Source organism: Streptomyces tremellae, from assembly GCF_039540215.1.
In the GTDB taxonomy this organism is placed as follows: Bacteria; Actinomycetota; Actinomycetes; order Streptomycetales; family Streptomycetaceae; genus Streptomyces; species Streptomyces tremellae.
The window spans coordinates 16,994-41,101 of sequence record NZ_BAABEP010000046.1 but is presented as its reverse complement, the minus strand read 5'-3'; the positions used below and the strand labels follow the sequence as shown (position 1 = coordinate 41,101).

The window sequence follows — 24,108 nt, the reverse complement described above, 5'->3', positions numbered from 1 at the left end:
CACACCGTTCGGCGTGGCCGGTACGGGCGATCAGCGCGTCACGTGCTTGGCGAACGCCTCGAACATCTCCTCGGCGTGCTGGAGCAAAGAGGGCGACTGCTCGTCGGCGAGTCGGTTCGTGCTGTCATCGGTGCACGGCCGGACCGCGGCGAGTGGTCATCCGCGTCGGGCGCGAGCCGCGGCAGCCGAACGGGCCGGGTGCCCGTCGGCTCGTTTCGGTCGGGGAACTCGCGAGACCAGCAGGTCGGTCGCCACCCCGGTGAGCGCGTCGGCGATGGTCGTACACCCGGACGCCGGGAACCGCTCCGCCTGCCTGCTCCATCCGCCCCGTACCGCGTCCGAGAGGTCCAGGGCAAAGCCGAAAACACCGGTCAGCGCCCCTCAGCCAGTGGTCGGCTCACCGGTCCGGGCAATGAAGGACCGCCGAGGGTGACGGCGGCCGGCGGGGCGGGGCTCAGGGTGTGTCGGTGAGCCCTTGTTCTATGGCGGTCGCGGTGTTCAGGAGGGCCTGGCCCGCGTCGCGGAGGTCCGTGTTGTGCACGTTGTCGGCCACGACGACCGCGGCCACGGTGCCGGTTCTGCCGAGGCGCACGAGGGCGGCGAGCTCCACCAGGCCGGGTATGTGCGCGCTGCGCGCATAGGAGAGGCCGGTACGGCGGATCCTTTCGAAGTCGCGCCGCATCGAGTCCGTGTCGGCGGGCGTCAGCCCCGGGGCCCCGGCCTCCGTGCAGTGCGCCGGGTCCCGCATGGCCGTCGCGAGGAGGAGCCTGCCCGCCGCCGAGCAGTGGGCAGGGACGGGTTGCCGCAGCGCCATGGCGAGGCCGGTGTGCTCCCGGCCGTAGAGGGTGCCGACATGCCGCACGTTCGTGCCCGACAGTGTGCCGAGGCTGACGATCCTGCGGGTGCGCTGGAACAGCTCGATCAGGAACGGGGTGACCGCGTAGCCGAGCCGCTGGGTCCTCGCGGGGGCGCCCGCGGCGGCCAACCGCAGGAGGCCCGCGCCCAGTTCGTACGACTTGGACTCCATCCGGACGGTGAGGCCCAGGTCGGTCAGTACCCGCAGCATGCGGTGGAGCGACGACTTCGGCAGGTTGACCAGACGTGCCAGCTCCGACAGTGTCAGCGGGCGCGACGCCTCGGCCAGCGCCTCAAGGACGGTGAGCGCCTTGCGCAGGGGGGCGCCCGGCGGCCCGGGTTCCGCCCGGCCCGCGCCGTACGTCCCGCCCGCCCCAGGGGATGGCTCCTGCAACCGCCGTCCGCCGTCCACCGTGATGCTCCTGTCGCCGAAGCGCACCGAAGCCCCATGGTCGCCGCGTCCACGGCGCCCGCTCAAGATCGACGGGGGCCGCTGTCCCGCGAAGCCGTTCGATCGGTCCCTTTGTGCCGGGCGGCGGGCGACGGGCCGCGGCCCGGATCCAAGAACCGTTCCGGAAAGCAGAAACCTCCGTTGAGCGGACGCGCACGGCGTCCCTACTCTCCGGAGCATGGCTGATGTACGGACAGACGAGCCAGTCAAGGACGGCGTTGCCCGTCGCGTACTGCTGGCCGGGCCCCGGTCCTTCTGCGCGGGGGTCGAACGGGCCATCGACATCGTGGAACGGGCGCTCGAAACCCGCGGCGCCCCGGTCCACGTCCGCAAACAGATCGTGCACAACGTCCATGTCGTCGACGACCTCGCACGCCGCGGGGCCGTCTTCGTCGAGGAACTCGACGAGGTGCCGGACGGTGCGACGGTGGTGTTCTCCGCGCACGGCGTCTCGCCCGCCGTACGGGAGGAGGCGGCCCGCCGCGACCTCGACGTCATCGACGGCACATGTCCCCTGGTCGCCAAGGTCCACGCCAAGGCGCGCCGCTTCGCAACCAGGGGCGACACGGTCGTGCTGATCGGCCACGCCGGGCACGAGGAGGTCGAGGGGACGCTGGGCGAGGCGCCGGAGTCGATGGTCCTCGTGTCCTCCGCCGAGGAGGTCGCCTCGGTCCCCGGGGACGGCCGGCAGGTCTCCTACCTGACCCAGACGACCCTCGGCGTCGACGAGACGGCCGGGGTCGTCGACGCGCTGCGGGAGAGGTTCCCGCTGCTGCACGAGCCGGCGTCCGAGGACATCTGCTACGCGACCACCAACCGGCAGCACGCACTCGCCTCGATCGTGGCCGAGGCCGACCTCGTCCTGGTCATCGGATCCGCCAACTCCTCCAACTCCGTCCGCCTGGTGGAGCTGGCGCGCCGCGAGGGCACCCCCGCCGAACTCATCGACGGCCCGGCGGACATCAGGCCCGAGTGGCTCGACGGTGTGCGCACCGTCGGGCTCACCGCCGGGGCTTCCGCACCTCCCGACCTGGTCACCGACGTCGTGACCGCGCTGGGCTCCTACGGGCCCGTCACCGTCGAGGAACGCGAACTGACCAGGGAGACCGTGCGTTTCGACATCCCCTCGGCGGCGCGCGGCGGCGCGCGGCGGACGGCGGACGGCGGTGCCCGGTGAGCGGGGACGGGGAAGACGGGAAAGCGAGGACGCCCACCGTGTTGAGCCGCATCACAGGGCCCGACCGGGTCAAGACGCTGCGCCCGGACGAACTGCCCGTGCTGGCACGGGAGATCAGGGAGTTCCTGGTCGACAAGGTCTCGGCCGCGGGCGGTCACCTGGGGCCGAACCTCGGCGTGGTGGAGCTGACTCTCGCGCTGCACCGTGTGTTCGACTCGCCGGCCGATCGCATCGTCTTCGACACCGGGCACCAGTCCTACGTGCACAAGGTGGTCACGGGCCGGCAGGACGCCTTCGACACGTTGCGCGCCGCGGGCGGCCTCTCGGGCTACCCGATGCGCAAGGAGTCCCCGCACGACCACGTCGAGAACTCGCACGCCTCCACCTCGCTGTCCTGGGCGTACGGTCTCGCCAAGGCGCAGCGGCTGCTGGGCGAGCGGGGCCGCCGCGTGGTCGCGGTGGTCGGCGACGGGGCCCTGACCGGCGGCATGGCCTGGGAGGCCATGAACAACATCGGCCGGGGCGAGGAGCCCGTGGTGGTCGTACTCAACGACAACGGCCGTTCCTACGACCCGACGGTCGGCGGGCTCGCCGAGCACCTGGCCGCCCTGCGCGAGGGCGCGCGGGAGGCCGGCAACCTGTTCCGGGCCCTCGGTTTCGCCTACGTGGGCCCGGTGGACGGCCACGACATCGCCGCCCTGGAGGACGCGCTCCACCGGGCCGCCGCGCTGGGCGCCCCTGTCGTGGTCCACTGCGTCACGCAGAAGGGCCGCGGCTACGCGCCGGCGGAGAACGACGAGGCCGACCGCATGCACGGCATCGGGGTGATCAACCCTGTCACCGGTCGGGCGCGGGCCGGCTCCCCAGCCGGCTGGACCGGCACGTTCGGCAGCGAGTTAGAGCGGCTCGGAGCCGAGCGGCCCGACGTGGTGGCGCTGACGGCCGCGATGCTGAGGCCGGTGGGACTGCACGCGTTCAGCCGCAGGTTCCCCGAGCGGGTCTTCGACGTGGGCATCGCGGAGCAGCATGCGGTGACCAGTGCCGCGGGGCTCGCCATGGGCGGGCTGCACCCGGTGGTCTGCCTCTACGCGACCTTCCTCAACCGCGCCGTCGACCAGATCATGATGGACGTGGCCCTGCACCGTCTGCCCGTGACGTTCGTCCTCGACCGCGCGGGCGTCACAGGACCCGACGGGCCGAGCCACCACGGCATGTGGGACCTGTCGCTGCTCGGGGCCGTGCCGGGGATGCGGGTCGCGGCGCCCAGGGACGCCGCCCGGCTCGCGGAACTGCTCGGCGAGGCGCTCTCCACACAGGACGGCCCCACCGCGCTGCGCTTCCCCAAGGGGGCCGCCGGGCCCGACCTCCCGGCCCTCGGCCGCATGGGCGGCCTCGACATCCTGCACCGCACGCGGTCCCGGCCGCTCGACATCCTGCTCGTCTCCGCCGGCACCCTCGCGGGCACCGCCGTCGAGGCGGCCGAGGCGCTGGCCGACGAGGACATCGGGGTCACCGTCGTCGACCCGCGGTGGCTGCTGCCGGTCGGCCCCGACCTGGTCCATCTCGCCTCCCGGCACGGCGTGGTGCTCACGCTGGAGGACGGCATCCGCTCCGGGGGGATGGGCGCCGCGCTCGCGCAGGCGTGTTCCGACGCCCGGATCCGTACGCCCGTGCAGGTCCTCGGCCTGCCCGACGAGTTCCTCGACCAGGGTGACCGCGGGGCCATCCTCGCCGCCCACGGCCTCACCGCGCAGTCCGTCGCGGACACGGCGCTCGCCCTGCACGGTGCCTCGCGGACACCGCGCCGCTCCCGTCTCGAAAGGACCCCGTGGTGACCAAGACCGCCCTCGGCATGCCGCAGCCGCCCCCCGCCACCCTCGCGGAACGCCGCAAGACCCGCCAGTTGCGGGTGGGTTCCGTGGGGGTGGGCAGCGACCATCCGGTCTCCGTGCAGTCCATGACCACGACCGTCACGGCCGATGTCAACGCCACACTCCAGCAGATCGCCGAACTCACCGCGGCGGGCTGCGACATCGTCCGCGTCGCCTGCCCGAGCGCCGACGACGCCGAGGCCCTGCCCGCCATCGCCGGCAAGTCCAAGATCCCGGTCATCGCCGACATCCACTTCCAGCCCAAGTACGTCTTCGCGGCCATCGAGGCCGGTTGTGCCGCGGTACGGGTCAACCCGGGCAACATCAAGAAGTTCGACGACCGGGTCGGCGAGATAGCCCGCGTGGCCAAGGACCACGGAACGCCCATCCGTATCGGGGTGAACGCCGGCTCTCTCGACCAGCGCCTGATGCGGAAGTACGGCAGGGCGACACCCGAGGCACTGGCCGAATCCGCGCTCTGGGAAGCCTCTCTCTTCGCGGAACATGACTTCCACGATATAAAAATATCCGTCAAACACAACGATCCCGTCGTCATGATCAGGGCGTACGAGATCCTGGCGGAGCAGTGCGACTATCCACTGCACCTGGGGGTCACCGAGGCCGGGCCCGCCTTCCAGGGCACCGTCAAGTCCGCGGTCGCTTTCGGCGCTCTGCTGCGCCAGGGCATCGGCGACACCATCCGCGTCTCCCTCTCCGCTCCTCCGGTGGAGGAGGCCAAGGTGGGCGGGCAGATCCTCCAGTCGCTCAACCTGCGGCCCCGCAAGCTGGAGATCGTCTCCTGTCCGTCCTGCGGCCGGGCCCAGGTGGACGTCTACAAGCTGGCGGAAGAGGTCGTGGCCGGCCTGACCGGCATGGAGGTGCCGCTGCGCGTCGCCGTCATGGGCTGTGTCGTCAACGGCCCGGGCGAGGCCCGCGAGGCGGACCTCGGCGTCGCCTCGGGCAACGGCAAGGGGCAGATATTCGTCAAGGGCGAGGTCATCAAGACCGTGCCGGAATCCAGGATCGTGGAGACGCTCATCGAAGAGGCGATGAAGATCGCCGAGGAGATGGGTCCGGCCGCCGAAGGGAGCCCGACCGTCGTCACGCTCTGAATGAGGGATTCCCCTGAGGGGAACCGGAACAGCCCGAATGGGCGAACTCCCCGAAGTCGGCCACAGTATGGTTCTTTCAGTTGCCCTCCCGGCTGCGAAAGACCGATTGTGGCCCGTTTCGGGGAGTTTCTGACGTGATGGCGAGATGTGAATTCGGGTCTCTCTACGGTGCGCATCTCCCCGAGGGCGCAGGGTAATTGCCCAGGCCGTTCCCGGCCGGCGGCCGCTGCCACCGGCCGTGTCGGCCGTTTCCCTGCCCTTAGGTGAACGGCGGGAGAAATCCGGGAGACGGCGCAGTTTCGACCCGCGGCGATCAGGCGTCGGCGCGGGAGCTGAACGGCACCGCCGGCATGCTGTGAATTCCTGGAGGTTCACTGTGACTGTCGACACCGTGAAGAAGAAAAACGTTGTCAAAGCCCTGGTCCGCGCCCCTGATCCACTGACCAGCAACGCGATCAGCAACCACCTCGGTGCCGCACCGGACATCACGGTCGTCCCGGGCGGCCCGGTCGACGTCGCGGTGGTCGTCGCGGAGCGCATGACCGTCGAGGTGACGTCCTTGCTGCGGGGCATCAAGAGCGCCCTGCGGGCCCCCGTGGTCCTGATCCCGTCCGAGATCGACCGCGCCGACCTGTTCACCGCGGTCGAGTGCAACGTCGTCGCGGTGCTGCCGCGTGCGGCGGCGACCAGCGACCGGATAGAACGCGCGGTCCTGACCGCCGCGTCCGGCGGGGGCGTGCTCCCCTCGGAGCTGCTCGGCGAGCTCCTCCGTCAGGTCGAGCGGATGCAACGCGAGGTCCTCTCGCCGCACGGCCTGCACACCTCAGGGCTGACCCCCAGGGAGATCAGCGTCCTGAGGCTGATGTCGGAGGGCCTGGACACGGCGGAGATCGCCGTGGAGATGTGCCTGTCAGAGCGTGCAGTCAAGCGGATCATCTTCGGGATGACGCAGCGGCTGAACCTGCGCAACAGGCCGCATGCCGTGGCGTACGCCCTACGGAGTGGCGTCATCTGACTGCGGTGCGCGGTGCGGTACGGGGGCATCGGACCGCCGTACGGGGCTGTCGGACCGCGGCAGGCGGGCATCCGGCCGCGGTGCGCGGAAGGCCCACGGGGGGCGCCCCTCCCTGCGCATCGTCCGGTGCAGCAGCACCGCATACGCGATGTCGAGCGCCGCATAGGTCGGCACGAGCACCTGGAGCAGGTGGTGGTCGGGGTGGACGACGAAGGCGGTCAACCCGGCGAACAAGGAGCCCACGGCCTTGGCGACGGCGATGTACATGGACTGGCCGGCACTGGAGCCGCGCCGCTTGAGCAGCAGGATGAACGAGGCGCTCAGCGGCACCTGGATGATCATCCCCGTGTACATCCCGTCGTCGTCGTGGAACTCGTTGGCGCCGACCACGACGATCACCGACGCCCACACGAGCACGCCGGCAAGTGCCCAGCGGACCAGGCGGGGTGAGACGGCCGGGTAGTCGCGCGGGCCGAGCCGCAGCGCCTGGTACAGCAGCACGGCGTCGAACAGCACCCACAGGAAGTTGATCTGCCGCTGCTGCGGCGTCTGTTCGAGCAGAAAGGTCAGGCTGAACTCCCACGCGAAGTCGACCGCCACGAGGAAGGCGGGTATGCCGACCCGTCCGTCCCGCGCCGCCTGCCTGATCGCCAGGACGTAGGTCACGATCCAGCCCACCACGGTCGGCCCCGCGACCAGGGCGAAGAGCCCGTCAGGGACGTCGGCGGCCCCCACCGTGACCGGCGGGACGTGCGACAGCGGGAAGAGGAAGGGCGGCAGCCAGCTCATGGGAATCCTTCGCGGGACCGGGACAGGCGGGGGGCGAACGGGTGGGCGGTGCGGTCAGAGGCTGGGCACGATGAGGTCGAGGCCGAAGAACGAACCGCCGTACAGCTCCTGGCCGATGCGCGGGTTGAGCATGGCGTGCCGCGCCGCCGTGTTGGCGTCGCGCCAGTACTGCTGGAGCGGGTTCGACTCCGCGAAGGCCGCCGCGCCGTGGGCCCACATCAGCTCGTCGAGCGCGACGGTGACCAGGTTGACCGCCTGGCCCACGTCGGCCCTGATCCGGCGCAGCTCGTTCTCCGGTACCCCGCGCGCCGCCTCGGCCGCCGCGTCGAGCACGTCGGCGGCGCGGTCGACGTGCAGTTCGGCCGCGTCGATCGTCAACGCCGTTCTGCCGAGCGCGGACACGAAGGCCGCAGACTCCGGCTGGCTCCTGAACCGGTGGCTGGGCGCGATGCCGCGCCCCGGGGCCTTGTCGACGACGAAGTCACGCGCGGCTTGGCCGATGCCGAGCACCACGGAGGCGCAGATGACGGCCATGGCCGCGATCGCCGCCGTCCTGAACAGCGGCGGCAGCGTGGTGTCCGTCGCGTTCTCGCGGCCCCGCTGCACCTCGCCCGAGATCACCCGGTGCCCGGGGACGAACGCGTCGTGGAGCACGACGGTGTGGCTGCCGGTGGCCCGCATCCCGACGGTGTGCCAGGTGTCCTCGATCGTCAGCTCCGAGACGGGCACGAGGACGGAGAGCCCCCGCACCGGCCGGCCGTCGGGGCCCGTCTCCCGCGCCACCAGGATGGCCCAGTCGTCGTGGAGGACGCCGGTCGCGTACGGCCAGGCGCCGGAGAGCAGGTAGCCGCCGCCGGTCTGCACGGCGGTGCCCGTGGCGGCGAAGACCGACGCCAGCTTGGCGCCCGGGTTCTCCCCGAAGACCTCGTCCTGGGCGGCACCGGGGAACTTCGCCGCCAGCAGGTTGGAACCGTTGATGTTGTTGACCACCCACGAGGTGGACGGGCAGTAGTGCGAGAGGGCCTTGGTGACCTCGCTCAGGGTCCTCACGCCGGTTTCGAGGCCGCCGTAGGCGCGCGCGGTCCACAGCCTGCTCAGCCGGGAGTCGTCGATGGCCTGCACCGTCGTGTCGGGCAGCCTGCGCTCCCGTTCGCCCTCGGCGGCTCCGTCTGCCAGGGTCGGCCCGAACTTGTGGGCTGTGGCCACCAGTTCGGCGCGCAGTTCGCTCTGGTCCGGTCGGTCGTTCGTCATGGTCACCACTCCGTGCGCTCGGTGATGAGATGGGTGGGGTCGAAGTAGTCCCGCCAGGCGCTGATCAGGCCGTCCCGCAGCTCGAACGCGCCCATCACCCTCAGGTTGAGCGCGATGGGCGTGCCGTCGGTGCGGAACATGCTCTCCGTCCGCTCGACCAGGACGGTGGCCGTGGCCTTCTCTGTGTCTGTGGTCGTGGCCAGGTGCCTGAAGCGGACGTCGAGCCGGGCGAAGTCGGCGGGCAGCAGCGCGCATATCTCCGACTTGCCCCGGCAGACCGGCGAACCGGGGTTCTCCCACACGCAGTCGTCGGTCAGGAAGTCCTCCACCGCCGAGCGCACACGCTGTGGGGTCGGCCCCATCCGGGTCAGGAAGTCGTGGACGACGCGCTCGCTTCCGGTGCGGTTCACGCGTCGTCCCCCCGTTCCCTGTCGGGGCGGCCGAGCACCCTGCGGAGTGCGGCGCCGAGGTCGAGGTCGGGGCTCGGCCCGGCGTGGCGGGCGCGCCAGGCGACGTGCTGGTCGGGCCGTACCAGCACGGCGCCGTCGTCGCCTGTGGCCCGCACGCGGGCCCAGGCGCCCTCGGCATCCGTGGGGTCCGCCGCGTCGTTCCCGCCGCCGACGCGCACCACCGTGAGTGCCACGCCGCACGTGTCGGCGGCCTTCTTGGCTGCCTCGGTCCAGACCTCGCCCGACGCCCCGGTCAGCAGGACGAAACCGCCGCTGTCACCGACCAGGTCGTGCGTGGACACCCGGGTGCCGCCGTGCCGCAGCCATGCGTGCGGCAGCCGGTGCCCCGGCCGGGTGGACGGGTGGTGGACCGCGCCCATCGGGTCGCGGGGCGGCGGCGGTGAGCCGTCGGGCAGCACGGCGTCCGACGCGTAGGAGTGGCCGAGTTCGATGTCGTGCGCCTGGTACTCGATCCGCTGCGTGTGGAACACCTCGCGCACCACCGCGCGCCGGGTCTCGCCCATCGGCGTGTCCGAGAGCAGTTCGCGCAGGTTCGCCTCGGTGGCGGCCCGCTGCCCGTGCGCGATGCCGAGTCCGGCGAAGAGCACGCCGTAGTTGAGCAGACAGCGCATGGCCCAGCCGACGTTGCGCCGCGCCGTGGGCAGCCGTTCCGCCTCGTACGTGTCGAGCAGTGCGTCACCCGCCTGCCCCGCCAGCACGGCCCCGAGCTTCCAGGCGAGGTTGTGGACGTCCTGGATCGCCGTGTTGAGGCCGCCGCCCGCCGCGGGCGGCTGGCGGTGCGCGGCGTCACCGGCGAGGAAGACCCGGCCGGCCCGGAACGCCCGCGCCACGACGGCCTCGGGCCGGTACTCGCTCACATGGTGCACGTGTACGTCCACGTCCCGGGGCAGCTTCAGCAGCTCCCGCACCCTGGTGGTGACCGTCTCCGCGCCCAGGTCGCCCGCCGCGGTCGTCGGCGGCACCCGGAAGTGCAGCGCCCACTCCCTGGACGCCCGGCCCCACTCGGGCCCCGACGTGACGAGTACCGACACCTCGCCGTCGGTGCCGAAGATGTGGGTCATCAGCACCGGGTCCGACCACCAGCGGGACAGGTCGGCGCTGAAGTGGACGGAGATGATGGTGAATCCGCCGCCCGCGCCGTCCATCGGTATCCCCAGCGCCGCGCCGACGCTCCGGCCGCCGTCCGCGCCCAGCAGGTACCGCGCGCGTACGGTCGTCACCTCGCCGGTGAACCGGTCGGTCACCCGCGCGGTCACGCCCTCGTCGTCCTGCGTGAACCCCTCCATCTCATGGTGGAAGAGCAGGTCCCCGGGGGCGCGCTGCTCCGCGTGCCCGCGCAGCAGCGGTTCGAGCCGGTGCTGCGGGAGGTTGGTCGGGGGGCCCGTGCTGTCGGCGGCGTACGGGCCCGCGGTGCTGCCGCCGCCGAACGCCTCCATGCGGTGCAGCTCCCGGGCGTCCACAGGTCCGTCACCGCCCAGCGAGGTGCGCCAGACGACCTCGCTCATATGGGCCGGCGGTGTGCTGATCCGGTAGACGTCGTCGGCGATGCCGTGCTGCCTGAACACCTCCATGGTGCGCTGGTTCAGGTAGTGCGCCCTGGGCAGCACCGACGTCGACTCGCGGCGCTCCACCAGCAGGTGGCGCACGCCGAGGTCGGAGAGGAAGACCGACGCGGCGAGTCCGCAGCCGCCACCGCCGACGACGAGAACGGGCACTTCGACGGTGGACACTGCTCTCCCCTGGTGTGTTGTCCTGCGGTGTGTCGTCCGGCCTGCCGCGGGCCGGTCACTCGTCATGGCCGGGCAGGGTCTCGTGCAGGGCGATCGACGCCGTGGGGCACCGCAGGGCGGCGTCCCTGACCCGCTCGTGCTCGTCCGCGGGCGGGGCCGCGTCGAGCAGCACCACCGTGCCGTCGTCGTCGTTCTGGTCGAACACGGCCGGTGCGAGCGCGGCGCAGTTCCCGATCGCGCCGCACCGGTCCTCGTCGATCTCGACCTTCAGGGCCATCTCTCCCTCTCTTTCCCGCGTCACCAGGTGACGGGCAGGGAGTTCACGCCGAAGACCAGCGCGTTGGTGCGGTAGTCGAGCTTCTCGTGCGGCACGGCTGTACGCAGCGTCGGGAAGCGGGTGAACAGCGCGGGCAGCGCGACCCGCAGCTCCATGCGCGCGAGCTGCTGGCCGAGGCACTGGTGCGGTCCGAAGCCGAAGGTGAGGTGTCGCCGCGGCGGCCTGCGTACGTCGAGGCGGTCGAGATCCGTGTCGGCGTCCGCCTCTTCCTGCGGCTCCTGGTCCTGCGACCGGTCGGGCGACGCGACGTCGCGGTTGGCGGCAAGCACCGACGCCACGACCCGCTCCCCCTCCCTGATCTCCTGGCCGCGCACGCGGATGGGCCCGGACGCCTGCCGCGGCAGGATGGTGGCAGGGGCTGTGTACCGCAGCAGTTCCTCGACGGCGCCGTCGGTCGCGGAGGGGTCGTCGCGCACGATCTCCAGCTGGTCCGGGTGCTGGAGCAGCAGGGCGATGCTGGCCGAGAGGGTGCTGGCGATCGTCTCGTGGCCCGCGATGAGCAGCATGTTGCCGATGCCGGCCAGTTCGCTGTCGCTCAGCTGGTCGCCGAAGTCGCGTACGACGCGTCCCAGGACGTTGTCGCCCGGCGCCTCCTTGTGACGCGCCACAAGGCCGGCCATGTATGCCTCCATCTCGGCGGCCTTCTCCATCTGCACCTCACGGCTCACGTCGAAGTCGAGCGCGGCGGCGGTGCGGCGCTGGAACTCCTCGCGGTCGGTGTAGGGGACGCCGAGCAGTTCGCAGATGACGAGCGTGGGAATGGGCGCGCAGAAGACCCGTACCAGGTCGGCGCCCGGCCCCTCCTCCGCCACCGCGTCGAGCGCCGACGCCACGACGCGCTCGATGCTCGGCCGCAGCTCCCGCGCACGCTTGGTGGTGAACGACCCGGTGAGCATGCGCCGCAGCCGCGTGTGCTCGGCGCCGTCGTAGCTCAGCAGGTTGCCCGCCTGGTACGGCATGGCGCCGCCCATCCGCAGACGGTCGTCCGCGAGGACGCTCTTGACGTCGTCGTACCGGGAGACGACCACCGCGTCGAACTCGCCGAGCAGCGGGCTCGGCACCTTGACCCTGCGCAGCTCGTCGTCCTTCTGTGCGTCGTACAGCTCGGCGGTGGGCGCGAACGGGCACGTGTCGGCCCGCCCCCCGATCGGAAGGGAGTGGGGCTCGGTCATGGGATCGCCTCTCTGGTGCGGGAAAGGAACAACGGGCTGTGCGTGTGTGTGCGGGGGTGGGAGGAACAGGGGAAGATCGGGGGCGGGGAGCAGAGAGGGAGCGGGGGCTATCCGGGGGGCCGCGACCGCCCGGGGATCGCGGAGCCGGTCGCCAAGGCGAGTAAGGCCCCGGCCAGACCGACCGCCGCGACGAGCACGAACGCCTCGCGCCGGGGGACGGTCGCGCCGCCGAGCGGCGCGCTCAGCTGCGCGAAGACGGCCCCGACCACGGCGCCCGACAGCGAGGTGCCGAGGGAGCGCATCAGCGTGTTGAAGCCGTTCGCCGCGCCCGTCTCCGTCGCCGGGACCGCCGTCATGAGCAGCGCGGGGATGGCCCCGTAGGCGAAGCCGACACCGCCCTGAGTCACCACGGTGCCGACGACGAGCGCCGTGACGGAGCCCATCCCGGCCAGGGAGACCACGTATCCGAGGCCGATCAGCACGGTGCCGGAGAGCAGGGTCGTCTTCGGGCCGCGTGCCGCGGAGATCCGGGCGCCCACCGTCGACGCGCCCATCATCGCCACTCCGGCGGGCAGCATCAGGAGTCCTGCCTGCACCAGCGAGCGGCCGAGCCCGTACCCCGTGGTGCGGGGCAGTTCGAGCAGTTGGGGGACCATCAGCAGCTGCGCGTACAGGGCGAAGCCCACGAGGACCGAGGTGGCGTTCACCAGCAGGACCGGCCGCCGCACCGCGGTGCCCAGGTCGATGAGCGGGTCGCGCGTCCTGCGCTCCCACACACCCCAGAGCACCAGGACCACGAGGGCTCCCGCCAGCAGGCCGGTCGTGGCGGCGCCGGCCCAGCCCCACTCGCCGCCGTACGAGACGGCCAGCAGCAGCGCGGTCAGACCAGCGGTCAGGGCCGACGTGCCCACCCCGTCGAACCGCCCGCTCGCCAGCGGCGGCGTCACCGGGACGAGCCGGGCCACCAGCACACCGATGACCGCCGTCAGCGTGCCGATGCCCCAGAACAGCAGGTGCCAGTCGGCGAACTGCGCCACCGCCGCGGCGAGCGGCAGCCCGACCGCGGCCCCGATGCCCAGCACGGACGAGGTCAGCGCGATCGCCGAGCCGAGCCGCCGCTGGGACAGCACGTCGCGCAGGAGGCTGATGCCGAGCGGTACGAGGCCCATGCCGATGCCCTGGAGCCCGCGGCCCGCGATCAGGGGCGCGAGCGAGTCGGCCACGGCGCACAGCACCGAGCCCGCGGTCACCAGCACCAGCACGGTCAGCACCAGCCGCCGCTTGCCGTAGAGGTCCCCGAGCCGCCCGACGACCGGGCTGGTGACCGCGCCGCCGAGCAGCGTGGCGGTGACGACCCACGAGGTGCCGGCCGCCCCCGCGTGCAGCACCCTCGGCAGCTCGCCGAGCAGCGGTACGACCGTGGTCTGCGCCATCGCGGCCACCCCGGCGGCGAGCGCGACGACCACCACGATCCCGCGCTCGCCCGGCGGTCCGTCCGGCCGTGCGCCTGCCGGGGCGTCGGCCTGCCGCTGGTCGGGGGCGCCCTCCCGCGTCACAGGCTCCTGCCCACGATGAACTCGGCGATGTCCGCGAACTCAGCGCGCACATCGTCGGGGACGCCACAGGCGGCAAGGCTCTCCGCCGCCGCGGCGGTCTGGCGCGCCGCCTCCTCGCGCGCCCAGTCCCGGCCCCCCGCGCGCTCCACGAGGGCGGTGACGCGCCGGACGCCGTCCTCGTCGAGGGGCTCGGGGCGCAGGTAGAGGGCGCGCAGTTCCTCGGACCCCGGGGCGTTGAGCGCCGCGACCACGGGCAGGGACTTCTTCCCCACGCGCAGATCCGCGCCCACCGCCTTGCCCGTGCTCGCCGGGTCGCCCCAGATGCCCAGCAGGTCGTCCACCAACTGGAAGGCCAGGCCGATGTGTTCGCCGAACGCGGCGAGCCCGTCGACCAGGTCGCGCCCCGCGCCCACCAGGGCGGCGCCGAGGGAGCAGGCGCAGCCGAGCAGCGCGCCCGTCTTGTCGCCCGCCATGCGGACGCACTCGCTCAGCGGCACGTCGTCGCGGTGCTCGAACGCGACGTCCGCGGCCTGGCCGTTGATCATCCGCTGGGTGGCGGCCATCAGGGCGGCCGTGGCCGCCCCCGCGCCCGCCGCGGGCGCCTCGACCAGTACGGACGTGGCCGCGGTGATCAGCGCGTCACCGGCCAGGATGGCGCTCGGCACGCCGAAGACCGTCCAGGCGGTGGCCCGGCGCCGCCGGGTCTCGTCGCCGTCCATGATGTCGTCGTGCAGCAGGGAGAAGTTGTGGACCAGTTCGAGGGCGACCGCCGCGGGCACGCCGTCGGCGGCCGGGGCGCCGGCCGCCCGTGCCGACAGCAGGACGAGGGTGGGCCTGACCAGCTTGCCGCCCCAGGCGCCCGCCGGCCGGCCGTCGGCGTCCGCCCAGCCGAGGTGGTAGCCGCTGACCCGGCTCATCTCCGGTCCCAGGTGTCGCTCGACGGCGCTGCGCAGGGCGGGTCCGACGAGCGTCCTGCCGCTGTCGAGAACCTCGGTGAGGGAGTTGACCGACGCTGTCGTCATGGCACCCGCCGATCCGTCGTGGCCGGAGGGGGACCCGGGCGGGCGCGGACGGACGGCGGACGCGCTGGTGTGTCGCATGGGCACCTTCCCTGTGAGGTCGAGGCGGTCACGGCGTGGGCAGGTCGAGGGGGGTCGGGACGGGTGGGCCGAGCAGGCTGCGCCGTACGACACCGGGGGCCAGCAGGGCGCGGGGCGGCGCCAGCAGGAAGAGGACGTCGCGGTTGGCCGCGCACACCACCGGGTCGCCCGGCACGTGGTCGCGCACGCGGTCCAGGTAGCGGACGAGGAGACGGGTGACGGGGCCGGAGCGCACGGCGTTGCCCGACACCTCGGGCATGGGGCTGTCCGCGCTGGTCGCGATGGACCAGGCCGCGCGGGACGAGCGCACGACCGCCTGCTGGAGGCCGTGCACCGGGGGCAGCTGCTCGCCCGCCAGCTCGCGCGCGAGCGCTACGGCGTTGAGGGCCGCGACGGAAACCCCTTGCCCGTAGACGGGGTTGAGCGCGCACACCGCGTCGCCCACGACCAGCAGTCCGCGCCTGTCCCTGGGCAGCCGGTCGTAGCGCCGCCGCCGGTTCGCGGTGTGCCGATAGCCCACCGGCCGGGTCACCGGCTGCGCGGAGCGCAGCCAGTCGTGCGGCGCGGGGTGCGGGAGGAGGCTCGCGAAGTCGACGAACCCCGCCACGTCGGTGGGCGGTTCCTGGCCCCGGGGGCCTGACAGGGTGACCATCCAGCGGTCGCCCTCGGCGGGCAGGAGGATCGAACCGATCGGCTGCCCCGAGTCGGGGACGATGTAGAAGCCCCTGAGGTCCTCCGCGGGCCCGTCGCCGGTGAAGACGCAGGTCGCGTACGCCCGCCCGGTCTCCACCACCTCCTCCGCCGGGGCGCGTCCGCCGAGCGCGGCAAGCCAGCGCGGGGTACGGCTGGCGCGGCCGGTCGCGTCCACCACCAGGTCGGCGGCGAGTTCCTCCGGGGTGTCGCTGTCGTCCCCGCGACCGCGCAGCAGCACGCCCGTCACGTGGTCCGGCCGCCCGAGCAGGCCGGTCGCCTCGACCCCGGTGAGGACTTCGATGCGGGGGTCGGCCAGCACCCGTCTGCGGATGGCCAGTTCGAGCAGCGGCCGGGACGGGGTCATGATCGGCGCTGACGGGTTGCGGCGGGAGATCCACCGCCCGGCCTGCCACACACCGACCTCGCCCGGCACCGCGAGCTGCGGGGCGTCCGCGTCCCGCAGCTCGGTGACGAGGCCGGGCAGCAGCTCGTCCAGGGCGTTCATGCCGCCGGCCAGCAGGACGTGGGTGTGGCGCGACTGCGGCACCCCCGCGCGGGGCAGCGGGCCGTCCTCGTAGCGGTCGCGTTCGAGCACGGTCACCTCCCGTGCGCGTTCGGCGAGTACGCGCGCGGCAAGCAGCCCCGCCACGCTCCCGCCGAGCACCACCACACGGCCGAGCGTGGGCCGCCCAGCGGCGGGGCGCAGGGCGGGCGCCCGTCGCGGGCCGCCGTCGCGGACCCGCGGCCCGTGGGCCGCTCCGCTGCCGCCCGGCCGCCCGGGGTCCACGCTCGTGCCCGCGTCCGCGCCGGCGGCGAGCGCTGTGCCCGTCTCCGAACCGGCCACGCCCGCGGCGCCCGTGCCCGTCTCCTCCGCTTCCTCCACTTCGTCGATCCGTGCGGCGAGGAAAGTGGCGCCGGACGTCTGCCCCGTGCCCGGCCGGTCACCGAGCATCTGGCCGGCCAGTTCCCAGTGCGTCTTGCGCCAGCGCCGTACGGCCCCGTCCAGCTCCTTGAGCTGCTGTTCCGGCACGGGCAAGCCGTCCCTGCCGTCCGCGGTCAGGTCCTTCATCAGCGCGAACAGCGCGCGGAACTGCTCGGAGTCGAGTCCGCTCGCGGTGCCGAACCGGTCCCTGAACCGCAGGAAGTCCTCCTGCCGCAGCGTGCGCCGCAGCAGGGTCAGCTGCTCCGCGAGGGCGTCGACGAGCCGGGCGGAACGCTCCGCCCGCTCGGCGAAGCACTGCTCGCCGCACTCTCCGGCGTCGATGTGCCGCAGATCCACGAGGACTTGGCTGAGCAGTGTCTCGGAGACCTGGTGCACGACGATGAACAGACGCTCGCTGTCGCTCAGATCGCGCTGTTCCACCGGCGTCAGAGGGTGCTGGAGGGCGAGCAGTTCCTCCAGGCGCAGATACGTCGCATAGCTCGGGGAGGTCATCGGGTCAGCCTCTCGGGGGGGTTCGGCGCGCTGTCAGACCAGGCGACCCGGCACGGTCAGTTCCGCGAGGGCATCGCGGTGCGGTCCGGGCGGAAGGCTTTCGAGTGCCGCTGCGGCGAGCCGGACATGGTGGTGGGACACCATGCGCGCCGCCTCGATCCCGTCGTAGGCGTGCACGAGTTCCGCCATGGCGCCGTGGCGCTCGGCCGCCGGCGCCTCCACGTCGGCGAGCAGCTGCTCGATGCGCCGCCTGCGCTCCAGGGGGGCGCGCTCGTGGGCCAGCAGCACCGGCAAGGTGGGCCTGCCGTTGCGCACGTCGGAGATGTTCGGTTTGCCCGCGCGGGTGCCGTCGTACGCCATCAGGTCGTCGCGGATCTGGTAGGCGATGCCCAGTTGGTCGCTGTACTGGCTGAACGCCTTGAGCTGGGTGTCCTCGGCGCCCCCGAGGGTGGCGCCGACACCGCACGCCATCCACAGCAGGGCGCCGCTCTTGTCGGCGATCATCTTGAGGTAGGAGGTGACGGAGCAGATCCGGCGGCTCATGCGGATCTCCTGCACGGCGGCGCTGCCGATCCGCAGCCCCGCCTGGGACAGCACGGTCAGCGCCCGGGTCACGCTGTCGGCCGAGGCTCCGGCCTCGCGGCACTCGGCCAGCGCGGCGAAGCCGTGGAAGAACAGCCCGTCCCCGCCCACGATCGCCATCGGCTGTCCGAAGACGGTGTGGGCCGCGGGCTTGCCGCGCCGCTGGGCGTCGCTGTCGATGATGTCGTCGTGCATCATGGCCCCGACCTGGATGCACTCGAGCGCCACGGCGGCGGGCAGTACGGTCGTCACGTCGCCGCCCACCGCGAGGGCCGAGCGCACCACCAGCCAGGGGCCCATCATCTTGCCGAAGGGCACCAGCCCGTAACGCACCACCTCGTCGAGGTCCGAAACGCCGTTCGGCCAGCGGCCCTCGACCTCGGCACGCACCATCGCAGCGACCTTCCGGTCGGCGACCTGGGGCACATCGATGTCGGTCATGTGTGTGACGTTAGAAAGGCAGCTCGCCGACCGTCAGCACCCCGGAGCGACTTGGGCCCGAGTGGGACCGGGGGATGGCATCTTTGGCCCGGCGCGGCCCGCGGCCCTGTGCGGAGGCGCTCCCGTACGGACGGGCCGCCGTACGCGGCGTCCCGCGCCGGGCCCCGCGCCTCAGGTCCTCAGGGCTCCACCGGGGCCAGCCGGCCCGCCAGGGCCGCCGCCACCAGGTCGACCCGGGAGCGGCAGCCGGTCCTGGCGAACAGCCGTGTCAGGTACTGCTCCACGGTCTTCTCGCTCATCCGGAGGCGCAGCGCGATCTGCCGGTTCGTCAGGCCCTCCCCGATCAGCTCCACGACGCGCCGCTCGGCGTCCGCGAGCGCCTCCCGACGGCCGCGGGCCCGCGGCGCCGACACCCCGCGCTCGCGGCTCAGCGCCCGGATCTGCTTGATCAGGAGGGATGCGCCGCACTGCGTCGCCAGGTCGTGGGCCTCCCGCAGCCAGGGCCGCGGATCGTCGGCGAGCCGCGCGACGGCCAGGCAGGATTCGAGCAGCGCGGGGATGTTCCCCCGGTCCCTTGCCAGGCCGACGGCGTGCCGGGTCGCGCGGAGGTCGCGGTGCACCAGGCCGCGTGCGAGGAGGAGTTCGTCCGTCGCGTGCACGCGCGCGCCGTCCCTGTGGAGGAGTTCGATCTCGTCGAGCAGGGCGCCGGCGCCCTCGTGGTCCTGGGCGTCGACCGCGGCCCTCACCGCCCGCGTCAGCAGCAGGTCGAGCCCGGCGTAGTGCCCGGCGGCCCGTAGTCGCCGACCGGCCTGCCGGGCGAGCCGGATCGCCTCACGGCTCTCTCCCCTCCTGGCGAACAGGCCGACGCGCACCCAGATCCGCAGGGCGGCGAGCCGTGGGACGGGGGCGGCGTCGGCGAGCCACTCCGCCGCCTGCCGGAACTCGCCGCGCGCGGTGCACATGTCGGCCGCGAACAGCCGGGCCGCGTGATGCGCGAGCGTCTCGGCGGAGCCCGAGAGCACCAGCTCACGCACCGCGGAGATGGCGCGGGACCAGTCCCCCGAGCCGTAGCCGCGCACCACCCTGTGGTAGGTGCCGAGCACCCCGTCGGGTCTGAGCCGGTAGCGCGGGCCCGCCACGATCCGCGCCACGGCCGCCATGTCGACCACCGAGGCCGCCTCTCTCAGCCGCCGCAGGTCCGGCGTGTCCGCCGCACCGCCCGGCCGGTGCCAGAGCCGCTCGCACCCTTCGGAACTCCCGTACAGGGCGGCACTCAGCAGCTCCAGTTCCTCACTGCTGACCGGGGCGTCGCCGCCGGCCCAGTGGACCGGCCCGTGCGGCGCCGGCCTGCCCGCCGTGGGGGCCAGGCGGTGGCCGAACCACCACAGCGAGAAGCAGAGCGGCTCCTGGCCGGGAAGCTCTTCGTCGAGCAGGGCTCGCAGAGCCTCCTCCGCAGGCGGTTCGCCGGTGTGCAGGGCGAGCAGCACCGCGGCCAGACGTATCTCCGCCAGGGGTCTCGCGGCGCAGCCGTCCTCCGCGTACCTGCTGAGCACACCGCGCAGTACCTCGTACCTGCCGGTGCGGATCACCAGGCCGACCAGGAGGGTCAGCCCGGAGGCGTAAGCGGAGCCGGACTGCGGCAGGCGGCTCAGCGCGGCGGCGCACCACAGGGCCGCCCGCTCGGGCTGGTCGTCCGCCTCGGCCGTCGCCAGGGCGAGCAGCCGGCCGACCGTCTCCGCGCCGAGCGGCACGGCCGCCCCGCCGCGTGCGACGTGGTCGGCGAGCGCCGCGAAGTCGGCCTCGGCGCCCCGGGCCAACAAGCGCTCGGCGACAGCCGCGTGCAGAGCGGTACCCGAGCCGTCGGGTGATCTGCGGGCCACGGAGGCGGCGAGGGCGGGGCACCGGCAGCGCATCCGTCCCTCCGCGTCGACGACGAGCACGTCCGCGTCGATCAGCGTGTCGAGCATCCGCCCGCAGTCGTCGAGCCGGACCCCGAGCACGTCGGCGAGGAGCGGCAGGTCGCCGACCTCGGCTCCGTCCCACGCGGCCACCGACGCCGTCAGGCGCTCCGCCAAGGCGCCCATCCCCCTGATCCGGCGCAGAAGGTGGTCGTCCGCGGACAGTTCGATCGGTCGCGCCGGGTCGCGCAGGCAGGTGCGTCCGCGGTGGGACACGAGCCGGCCGCTCTCGCGCAGCGCGGCGACGGTCGCCAGCAGCGTGCCGGGGCGGGTGAACAGGGGGCCGAGGGCGGCCCGCAGTGCTCCGGGTACCGCCTCGTCGGGGCGCGTGCCCGCCGCGCGCCGCACCAGGGACTCCGCGACCTCGTCGGCCAGAGGCCCCAGGGCGACCACCCGGTCGGCCGTGGCGAGCAGTTCGGCGAGACCGGGAGACCGGGCCGTGCCCTCCTCGCGGACGGCGGCGAGCACCGGGCAGCCGGCCCTGCGGGCCGCGGCGAGCAGCGGAGCGGGCTCGGCGACGTCCTGCGCGTCGTCGACGAGGACGGCGACGCGGCCCTGCCGGGCGAGCCGCCCGAACAGCACATCGAACGCGGCCACCGTCGCCGGGTCCCAGTCGGCGCCCGCCGGCCCTTCCGCATGGCCCGGCCGGGCCGCAGGGCCGAGTGCGTCGGCCCTGGCCACCAGGCCGAGGGCGTCCGCGAGTCCGACGTCGTCGAACTGCTCGAAGTGGTCGCGTACGGCACGGACGAGCGCCGTGGCGCCGAAGGTGTCGGCCCGGCCGCCCGCAGGGAGCGCGGGCAGCACGCGCCACCCCTCCGCCCGCAGCATCCTGCCCACCGCGCCGAGCAACGAGGTCCTGCCGACGCCCGCCGGCCCCCGCAGCACGGTGAGACTCGGCGCACTGTCCGTCAAGGCCCTCAGCAATAAAGCAAGTTCGTCGTCCCTGCCCTGCACTGCGGCCCGGTCCCTGACCGTGGACATCGGTCCCCTTCCCCGACATGCCGACAGGAAGGACGCGGCCGACCTGCCGGGAGGATCACCTGTGAGCACGTGGCCGGGTGGCCGTCGTGGTGCCCACGAGCCGTCCCACGCGCCTGTCCCGCCATGGCAGAATGCCCGCACAAAGTCGGTCTGTCGAGGGCGACTTGGGGCGGGCATACTGGTGAAGTGATCGAAGACTCGGCCGGTCCGGTCGAAGCCGGCCGGCCGCTGCGGCGCGCGTTGTTCGGCCGGGAGGACACCGTCGCGCGGGTCATCGACACCGCCATCGCCCCCGAGGCCGCTCCCCTCGTCCTGCTCACCGGCCCGATCGGCGTCGGGCGCAGCTCGGTGCTCTCGGCCGTCGAGGACGGGCTCCGGGGACGCGCCGTCGACTCCCTGACGCTGCGGCTGATGCCGGTCGACCGGTCCCGCCCCTTCTCGTTCGCCTCCCGGCTCTCCGCCGAACTGGGCTCCCGCTCCAGGGGATTCGGCGCGGAGCGGCAGGCGCACACGGCGGGCCCGCCGGCCCGCCGCCTCGCCGCAGAGCTGCGCTCCGCGATCACCGCAGGGGACAAGCTCGTGGTCCTCGTCGATGACGCCCAGTGGGTGGACGCCGACTCCCTCGCGCTGCTGCTGCCGATGGTGCGCATGCTGGCGACCCGGCCGATCTCCCTCGTCTGCTCCCTCGCGTTCCCGCCGCGCGGCCTCGGCCGCCACCGCGACCTGCTGGGGCGGCTGCGTGCCGCGGGACTCGTCAGGGCGGTGAACCTGAGGCCGCTGGGCGATCCGGCCGTACGCGCCCTGGTCGCCCACGAGTTGGAGGCTGTCCCTTCGGCACCACTGGCGTCGCACCTGCACCGCTATTGCCGCGGCATCCCCGCCGCCGTGCTCGCCGCTCTGGCCGGCCACCGCAGGAGCGGCACCCTGAGGGTGTACGACCGGCTCGCCTACCTCGTACCGCCCGACCGCCCACCCGAGCGGCCTGCCGGCCTGCCGGTCGTCGCGTACCTGCGGGGGCTGGGCGAGCCGGTCTGGCCGGTGGCCAAGGCGCTTGCGGTGCTGCACCCGCTGGGCACCCCCGCCGTCCGGCTGGTCGCGGAGGCCGTGAGCACCGGCGAGGAAGACGTCCGCGCCGCGGCGGCCCTGCTGTGCGCCGAGGGCGTGTTGCGGGCGGGACCGGGTGCCGACCGCTGGCGCTTCCGGCTGCCGCTCCTGCCCGCCGCGCTCACCGCCTGCCTCGGCGAGTACGAGCGGCGCAGGCTCGCGCAGCTCGCCGTCACCGCGATCTGGGCGGGCAGGGCCGCGGCGGACGACAGGTACCTCGCAGAACAGCTGGTCGTCGCGGGGCAATTCGTCGACCCGCGCAGGGCCGCGCAGGAGCTGCTCGCCCGGGGGGCCGCCGCCATGCTGGACGACGGCTACCTCGCGGAGCGCTGGCTGCGGGCCGCCGCCGATCTGTCCACGGATCCCGGCCGGCGCGTCAAGGCGCTGCTCGCGCACGCTGCCACCTGCTGCATCCACCTGCGCTTCACCGACGCGCTGCGCAGCGCGGCCGAGGTGCTCTCCCGCCATGCCTGCCAGGTGCCGCCCGAGGCCCTGCTCGAAATGGAGATGATCTACATCGTCTCTCTCGCGGGCACCTTCCAGGCCGCGGCGCTCGACAAGATCTGCGCGGACGGCTGGCGTTCGCTACCGGGCAGCGAGGGGCACAGGATCGTGGCCAGGGCCACGGCCCTCAGCCATCTGGACCGCTGGCGCGAGGCGGCCGAGCACCTGGAGGCGACCCGCGAGATCTGGACCGCGGACAACGATGTCGTGGCCGGGCTCGGCCAGCTGATCCTGGAGTGCGACTCGGCCTATCTGGGCAGGCCGGAGGCGTTCGGGCGGGCGCTCACCGACCCGACGCGCTGGCCGCTGTGGGGCAGCGGGAGGCGGCACCGGTTCGAGCGGTTGTCCACACTGGCGAGGACCTCGCTCACCTTCGGCGAACTGGGCGCGGCGCAGGAGCTGTTCGCGGCGCACACGCTGCCGTCCGAGTACCGGACCCTGCCCGACAGGGTGGTGACGTACAGCCAGGCCGGGCAGTGGGACAGGGCACTCGACCTGGCGCGGCAGGGCCTGGTCACGGACTCCTCGGTCGGTGATCTGCCCAGCCACACGCTGATGTGCCGGGAGACGAGCCGGATCTTCGGCGCGTGCGGCCGGCTCACCCAGGCCCGTGCGGTGCTCGCGAGGGCGAGGACCGTGCAGCCCGTCCTGCTGCATCTGCTGGCCGTGCCCGAGGCGGAGCTCGAACACGCGCTGGGGGAGCCGGGGCGGGCCGACGCGGCCGTCGAGGAGGGGCTGCGCCGCGCCGTCGAGCGCGGCACGCTCGTCGGCACCGACGAACTGTGGGCGCGCAAGGCCGAGTCCAGGCTGGCCGCGGGCGACCGGGAAGGGGCGGAGCGCTGCCTGGCCGAGGTCACGCGGGTCGACGAGCTGACGGGGCCGGGAAGGGCCCGGCTGTTCCGGCTGCTCACCACCGCCTTCGTCCACGGGGACCCGCGGGCCGCGACCGAGGCCCTGCGCGCCGCGCGGCGGCGCGGGCAGCCGCTGGAACAGGCGGACACCATCGTCACCGCGGTCCGGCACGGAGTGGCCGACCCCGTGCTCCTGCGGGAGGCGTACGCGCTGTACGGCGACCTCGGCGCGCTGCTCCGGCGGGCGCGGCTGCGCATCATGATGCGTGAACGCGACGTCGGCGTGCCGGGCCGCGGCGCGACGAGCGCGGAGGACGACCGGCTGCTGGCCACCCTGGTGACCGAGGGGCTGACCAACCGGGAGCTGGCGGCCGTGCTCGGACGCAGCGAGAAGAGCGTGGAGGGCCGCCTGAGCCGGCTCTTCCGCCGCACGGGCCACCGCTCACGGGTCGAACTCGCCTCGGCGGTGCTGACGGGCGAGTACCCGCTCTGAGCGCAAGGGCGGCGGTCGAGCCCGGCGGGACCACGCCCATGCCCGCGTCGGTGGCCCCGCCGCAGCGGCCCTCGCCCACGGCGGCGGTACGGTCGGGGCTTCCCTTCGACAGGGCCGGTACGGAATCCGCGGCGTCGCGACCGACGACCACGGCTCGGAACCGCTCCGCGCGCGGTGCGG

Annotated in this window: 17 protein-coding genes; 5 read left to right on the top strand and 12 right to left on the bottom strand. The window is 73.5% G+C overall.

The genetic code is table 11. The features are described from left to right. Window positions 1-454: 454 nt before the first annotated feature. A complete protein-coding gene (locus tag ABEA77_RS25210) occupies window positions 455-1,267 on the bottom strand; it encodes an IclR family transcriptional regulator (protein ID WP_345651941.1) in 813 nt (270 codons plus the stop codon). A 217-nt stretch (window positions 1,268-1,484) separates the two neighbouring features. On the opposite strand from ABEA77_RS25210, the gene ispH reads away from it, so the two are divergent. From ispH to ABEA77_RS25190, 4 genes are all read left to right on the top strand, one after another. Further along, window positions 1,485-2,483, top strand: a complete 999-nt coding sequence (ispH, locus tag ABEA77_RS25205) for a 4-hydroxy-3-methylbut-2-enyl diphosphate reductase (protein ID WP_345651938.1) — start codon at window positions 1,485-1,487, stop codon at window positions 2,481-2,483. A gap of 38 nt (window positions 2,484-2,521) precedes the next feature. Then, window positions 2,522-4,318, top strand: a complete 1,797-nt coding sequence (locus ABEA77_RS25200) for a 1-deoxy-D-xylulose-5-phosphate synthase (protein ID WP_425588384.1) — start codon at window positions 2,522-2,524, stop codon at window positions 4,316-4,318. Further along, window positions 4,315-5,466, top strand: coding sequence for a flavodoxin-dependent (E)-4-hydroxy-3-methylbut-2-enyl-diphosphate synthase (gene ispG, locus ABEA77_RS25195; RefSeq protein ID WP_345651935.1), 1,152 nt, complete (start codon window positions 4,315-4,317; stop codon window positions 5,464-5,466). The genes ABEA77_RS25200 and ispG overlap by 4 nt, the downstream gene beginning before the upstream one ends. A gap of 376 nt (window positions 5,467-5,842) precedes the next feature. After that, complete coding sequence (locus ABEA77_RS25190) at window positions 5,843-6,481, top strand: helix-turn-helix transcriptional regulator (RefSeq protein ID WP_345651932.1); 639 nt, start codon at window positions 5,843-5,845, stop codon at window positions 6,479-6,481. Here the strand turns inward: ABEA77_RS25190 and ABEA77_RS25185 are convergent. From ABEA77_RS25185 to ABEA77_RS25135, 11 genes are all read right to left on the bottom strand, one after another. Continuing rightward, window positions 6,461-7,270: a transmembrane-type terpene cyclase gene (locus ABEA77_RS25185; protein WP_345651929.1), complete on the bottom strand. Its 810-nt coding sequence runs from the start codon at window positions 7,268-7,270 to the stop codon at window positions 6,461-6,463. The genes ABEA77_RS25190 and ABEA77_RS25185 overlap by 21 nt on opposite strands. Before the next feature lie 54 nt (window positions 7,271-7,324). After that, window positions 7,325-8,521 carry an acyl-CoA dehydrogenase family protein gene (locus ABEA77_RS25180; RefSeq protein ID WP_345651926.1) on the bottom strand — a complete coding sequence of 399 codons (1,197 nt, stop codon included), beginning with the start codon at window positions 8,519-8,521 and terminating at the stop codon, window positions 7,325-7,327. 2 nt (window positions 8,522-8,523) lie between these two features. Continuing rightward, on the bottom strand, window positions 8,524-8,931 hold the full coding sequence (locus tag ABEA77_RS25175; protein WP_345651924.1) for a limonene-1,2-epoxide hydrolase family protein: 408 nt from the start codon (window positions 8,929-8,931) through the stop codon (window positions 8,524-8,526). Then, window positions 8,928-10,721 carry an FAD-dependent monooxygenase gene (locus ABEA77_RS25170; protein ID WP_345651921.1) on the bottom strand — a complete coding sequence of 598 codons (1,794 nt, stop codon included), beginning with the start codon at window positions 10,719-10,721 and terminating at the stop codon, window positions 8,928-8,930. Before ABEA77_RS25170 ends, ABEA77_RS25175 begins: the two co-directional genes overlap by 4 nt. A 55-nt stretch (window positions 10,722-10,776) precedes the next feature. Continuing rightward, entirely contained in the window at window positions 10,777-10,998 is a 222-nt protein-coding gene (locus ABEA77_RS25165) for a ferredoxin (protein WP_345651919.1), read from the bottom strand. A gap of 20 nt (window positions 10,999-11,018) precedes the next feature. Continuing rightward, the gene (locus tag ABEA77_RS25160; RefSeq protein WP_345651916.1) at window positions 11,019-12,230 is read right to left on the bottom strand and encodes a cytochrome P450; all 1,212 of its coding nucleotides are present in this window, start codon (window positions 12,228-12,230) and stop codon (window positions 11,019-11,021) included. Between the two features lie 107 nt (window positions 12,231-12,337). Beyond that, window positions 12,338-13,786, bottom strand: coding sequence for an MFS transporter (locus ABEA77_RS25155; RefSeq protein WP_345651913.1), 1,449 nt, complete (start codon window positions 13,784-13,786; stop codon window positions 12,338-12,340). Further along, on the bottom strand, window positions 13,783-14,808 hold the full coding sequence (locus ABEA77_RS25150; protein WP_345651910.1) for a polyprenyl synthetase family protein: 1,026 nt from the start codon (window positions 14,806-14,808) through the stop codon (window positions 13,783-13,785). Before ABEA77_RS25150 ends, ABEA77_RS25155 begins: the two co-directional genes overlap by 4 nt. A 106-nt stretch (window positions 14,809-14,914) precedes the next feature. After that, on the bottom strand, window positions 14,915-17,014 hold the full coding sequence (locus ABEA77_RS25145; protein ID WP_345651908.1) for a tryptophan 2,3-dioxygenase family protein: 2,100 nt from the start codon (window positions 17,012-17,014) through the stop codon (window positions 14,915-14,917). Window positions 17,015-17,047: 33 nt separating this feature from the next. Continuing rightward, window positions 17,048-18,037: a polyprenyl synthetase family protein gene (locus tag ABEA77_RS25140; RefSeq protein ID WP_345651905.1), complete on the bottom strand. Its 990-nt coding sequence runs from the start codon at window positions 18,035-18,037 to the stop codon at window positions 17,048-17,050. A gap of 179 nt (window positions 18,038-18,216) precedes the next feature. Beyond that, window positions 18,217-20,976, bottom strand: a complete 2,760-nt coding sequence (locus ABEA77_RS25135) for a helix-turn-helix transcriptional regulator (protein ID WP_345651902.1) — start codon at window positions 20,974-20,976, stop codon at window positions 18,217-18,219. A gap of 186 nt (window positions 20,977-21,162) precedes the next feature. On the opposite strand from ABEA77_RS25135, the gene ABEA77_RS25130 reads away from it, so the two are divergent. Continuing rightward, window positions 21,163-23,928, top strand: a complete 2,766-nt coding sequence (locus ABEA77_RS25130; protein WP_345651899.1) for an AAA family ATPase — start codon at window positions 21,163-21,165, stop codon at window positions 23,926-23,928. The last annotated feature ends 180 nt before the right edge of the window (window positions 23,929-24,108 follow it).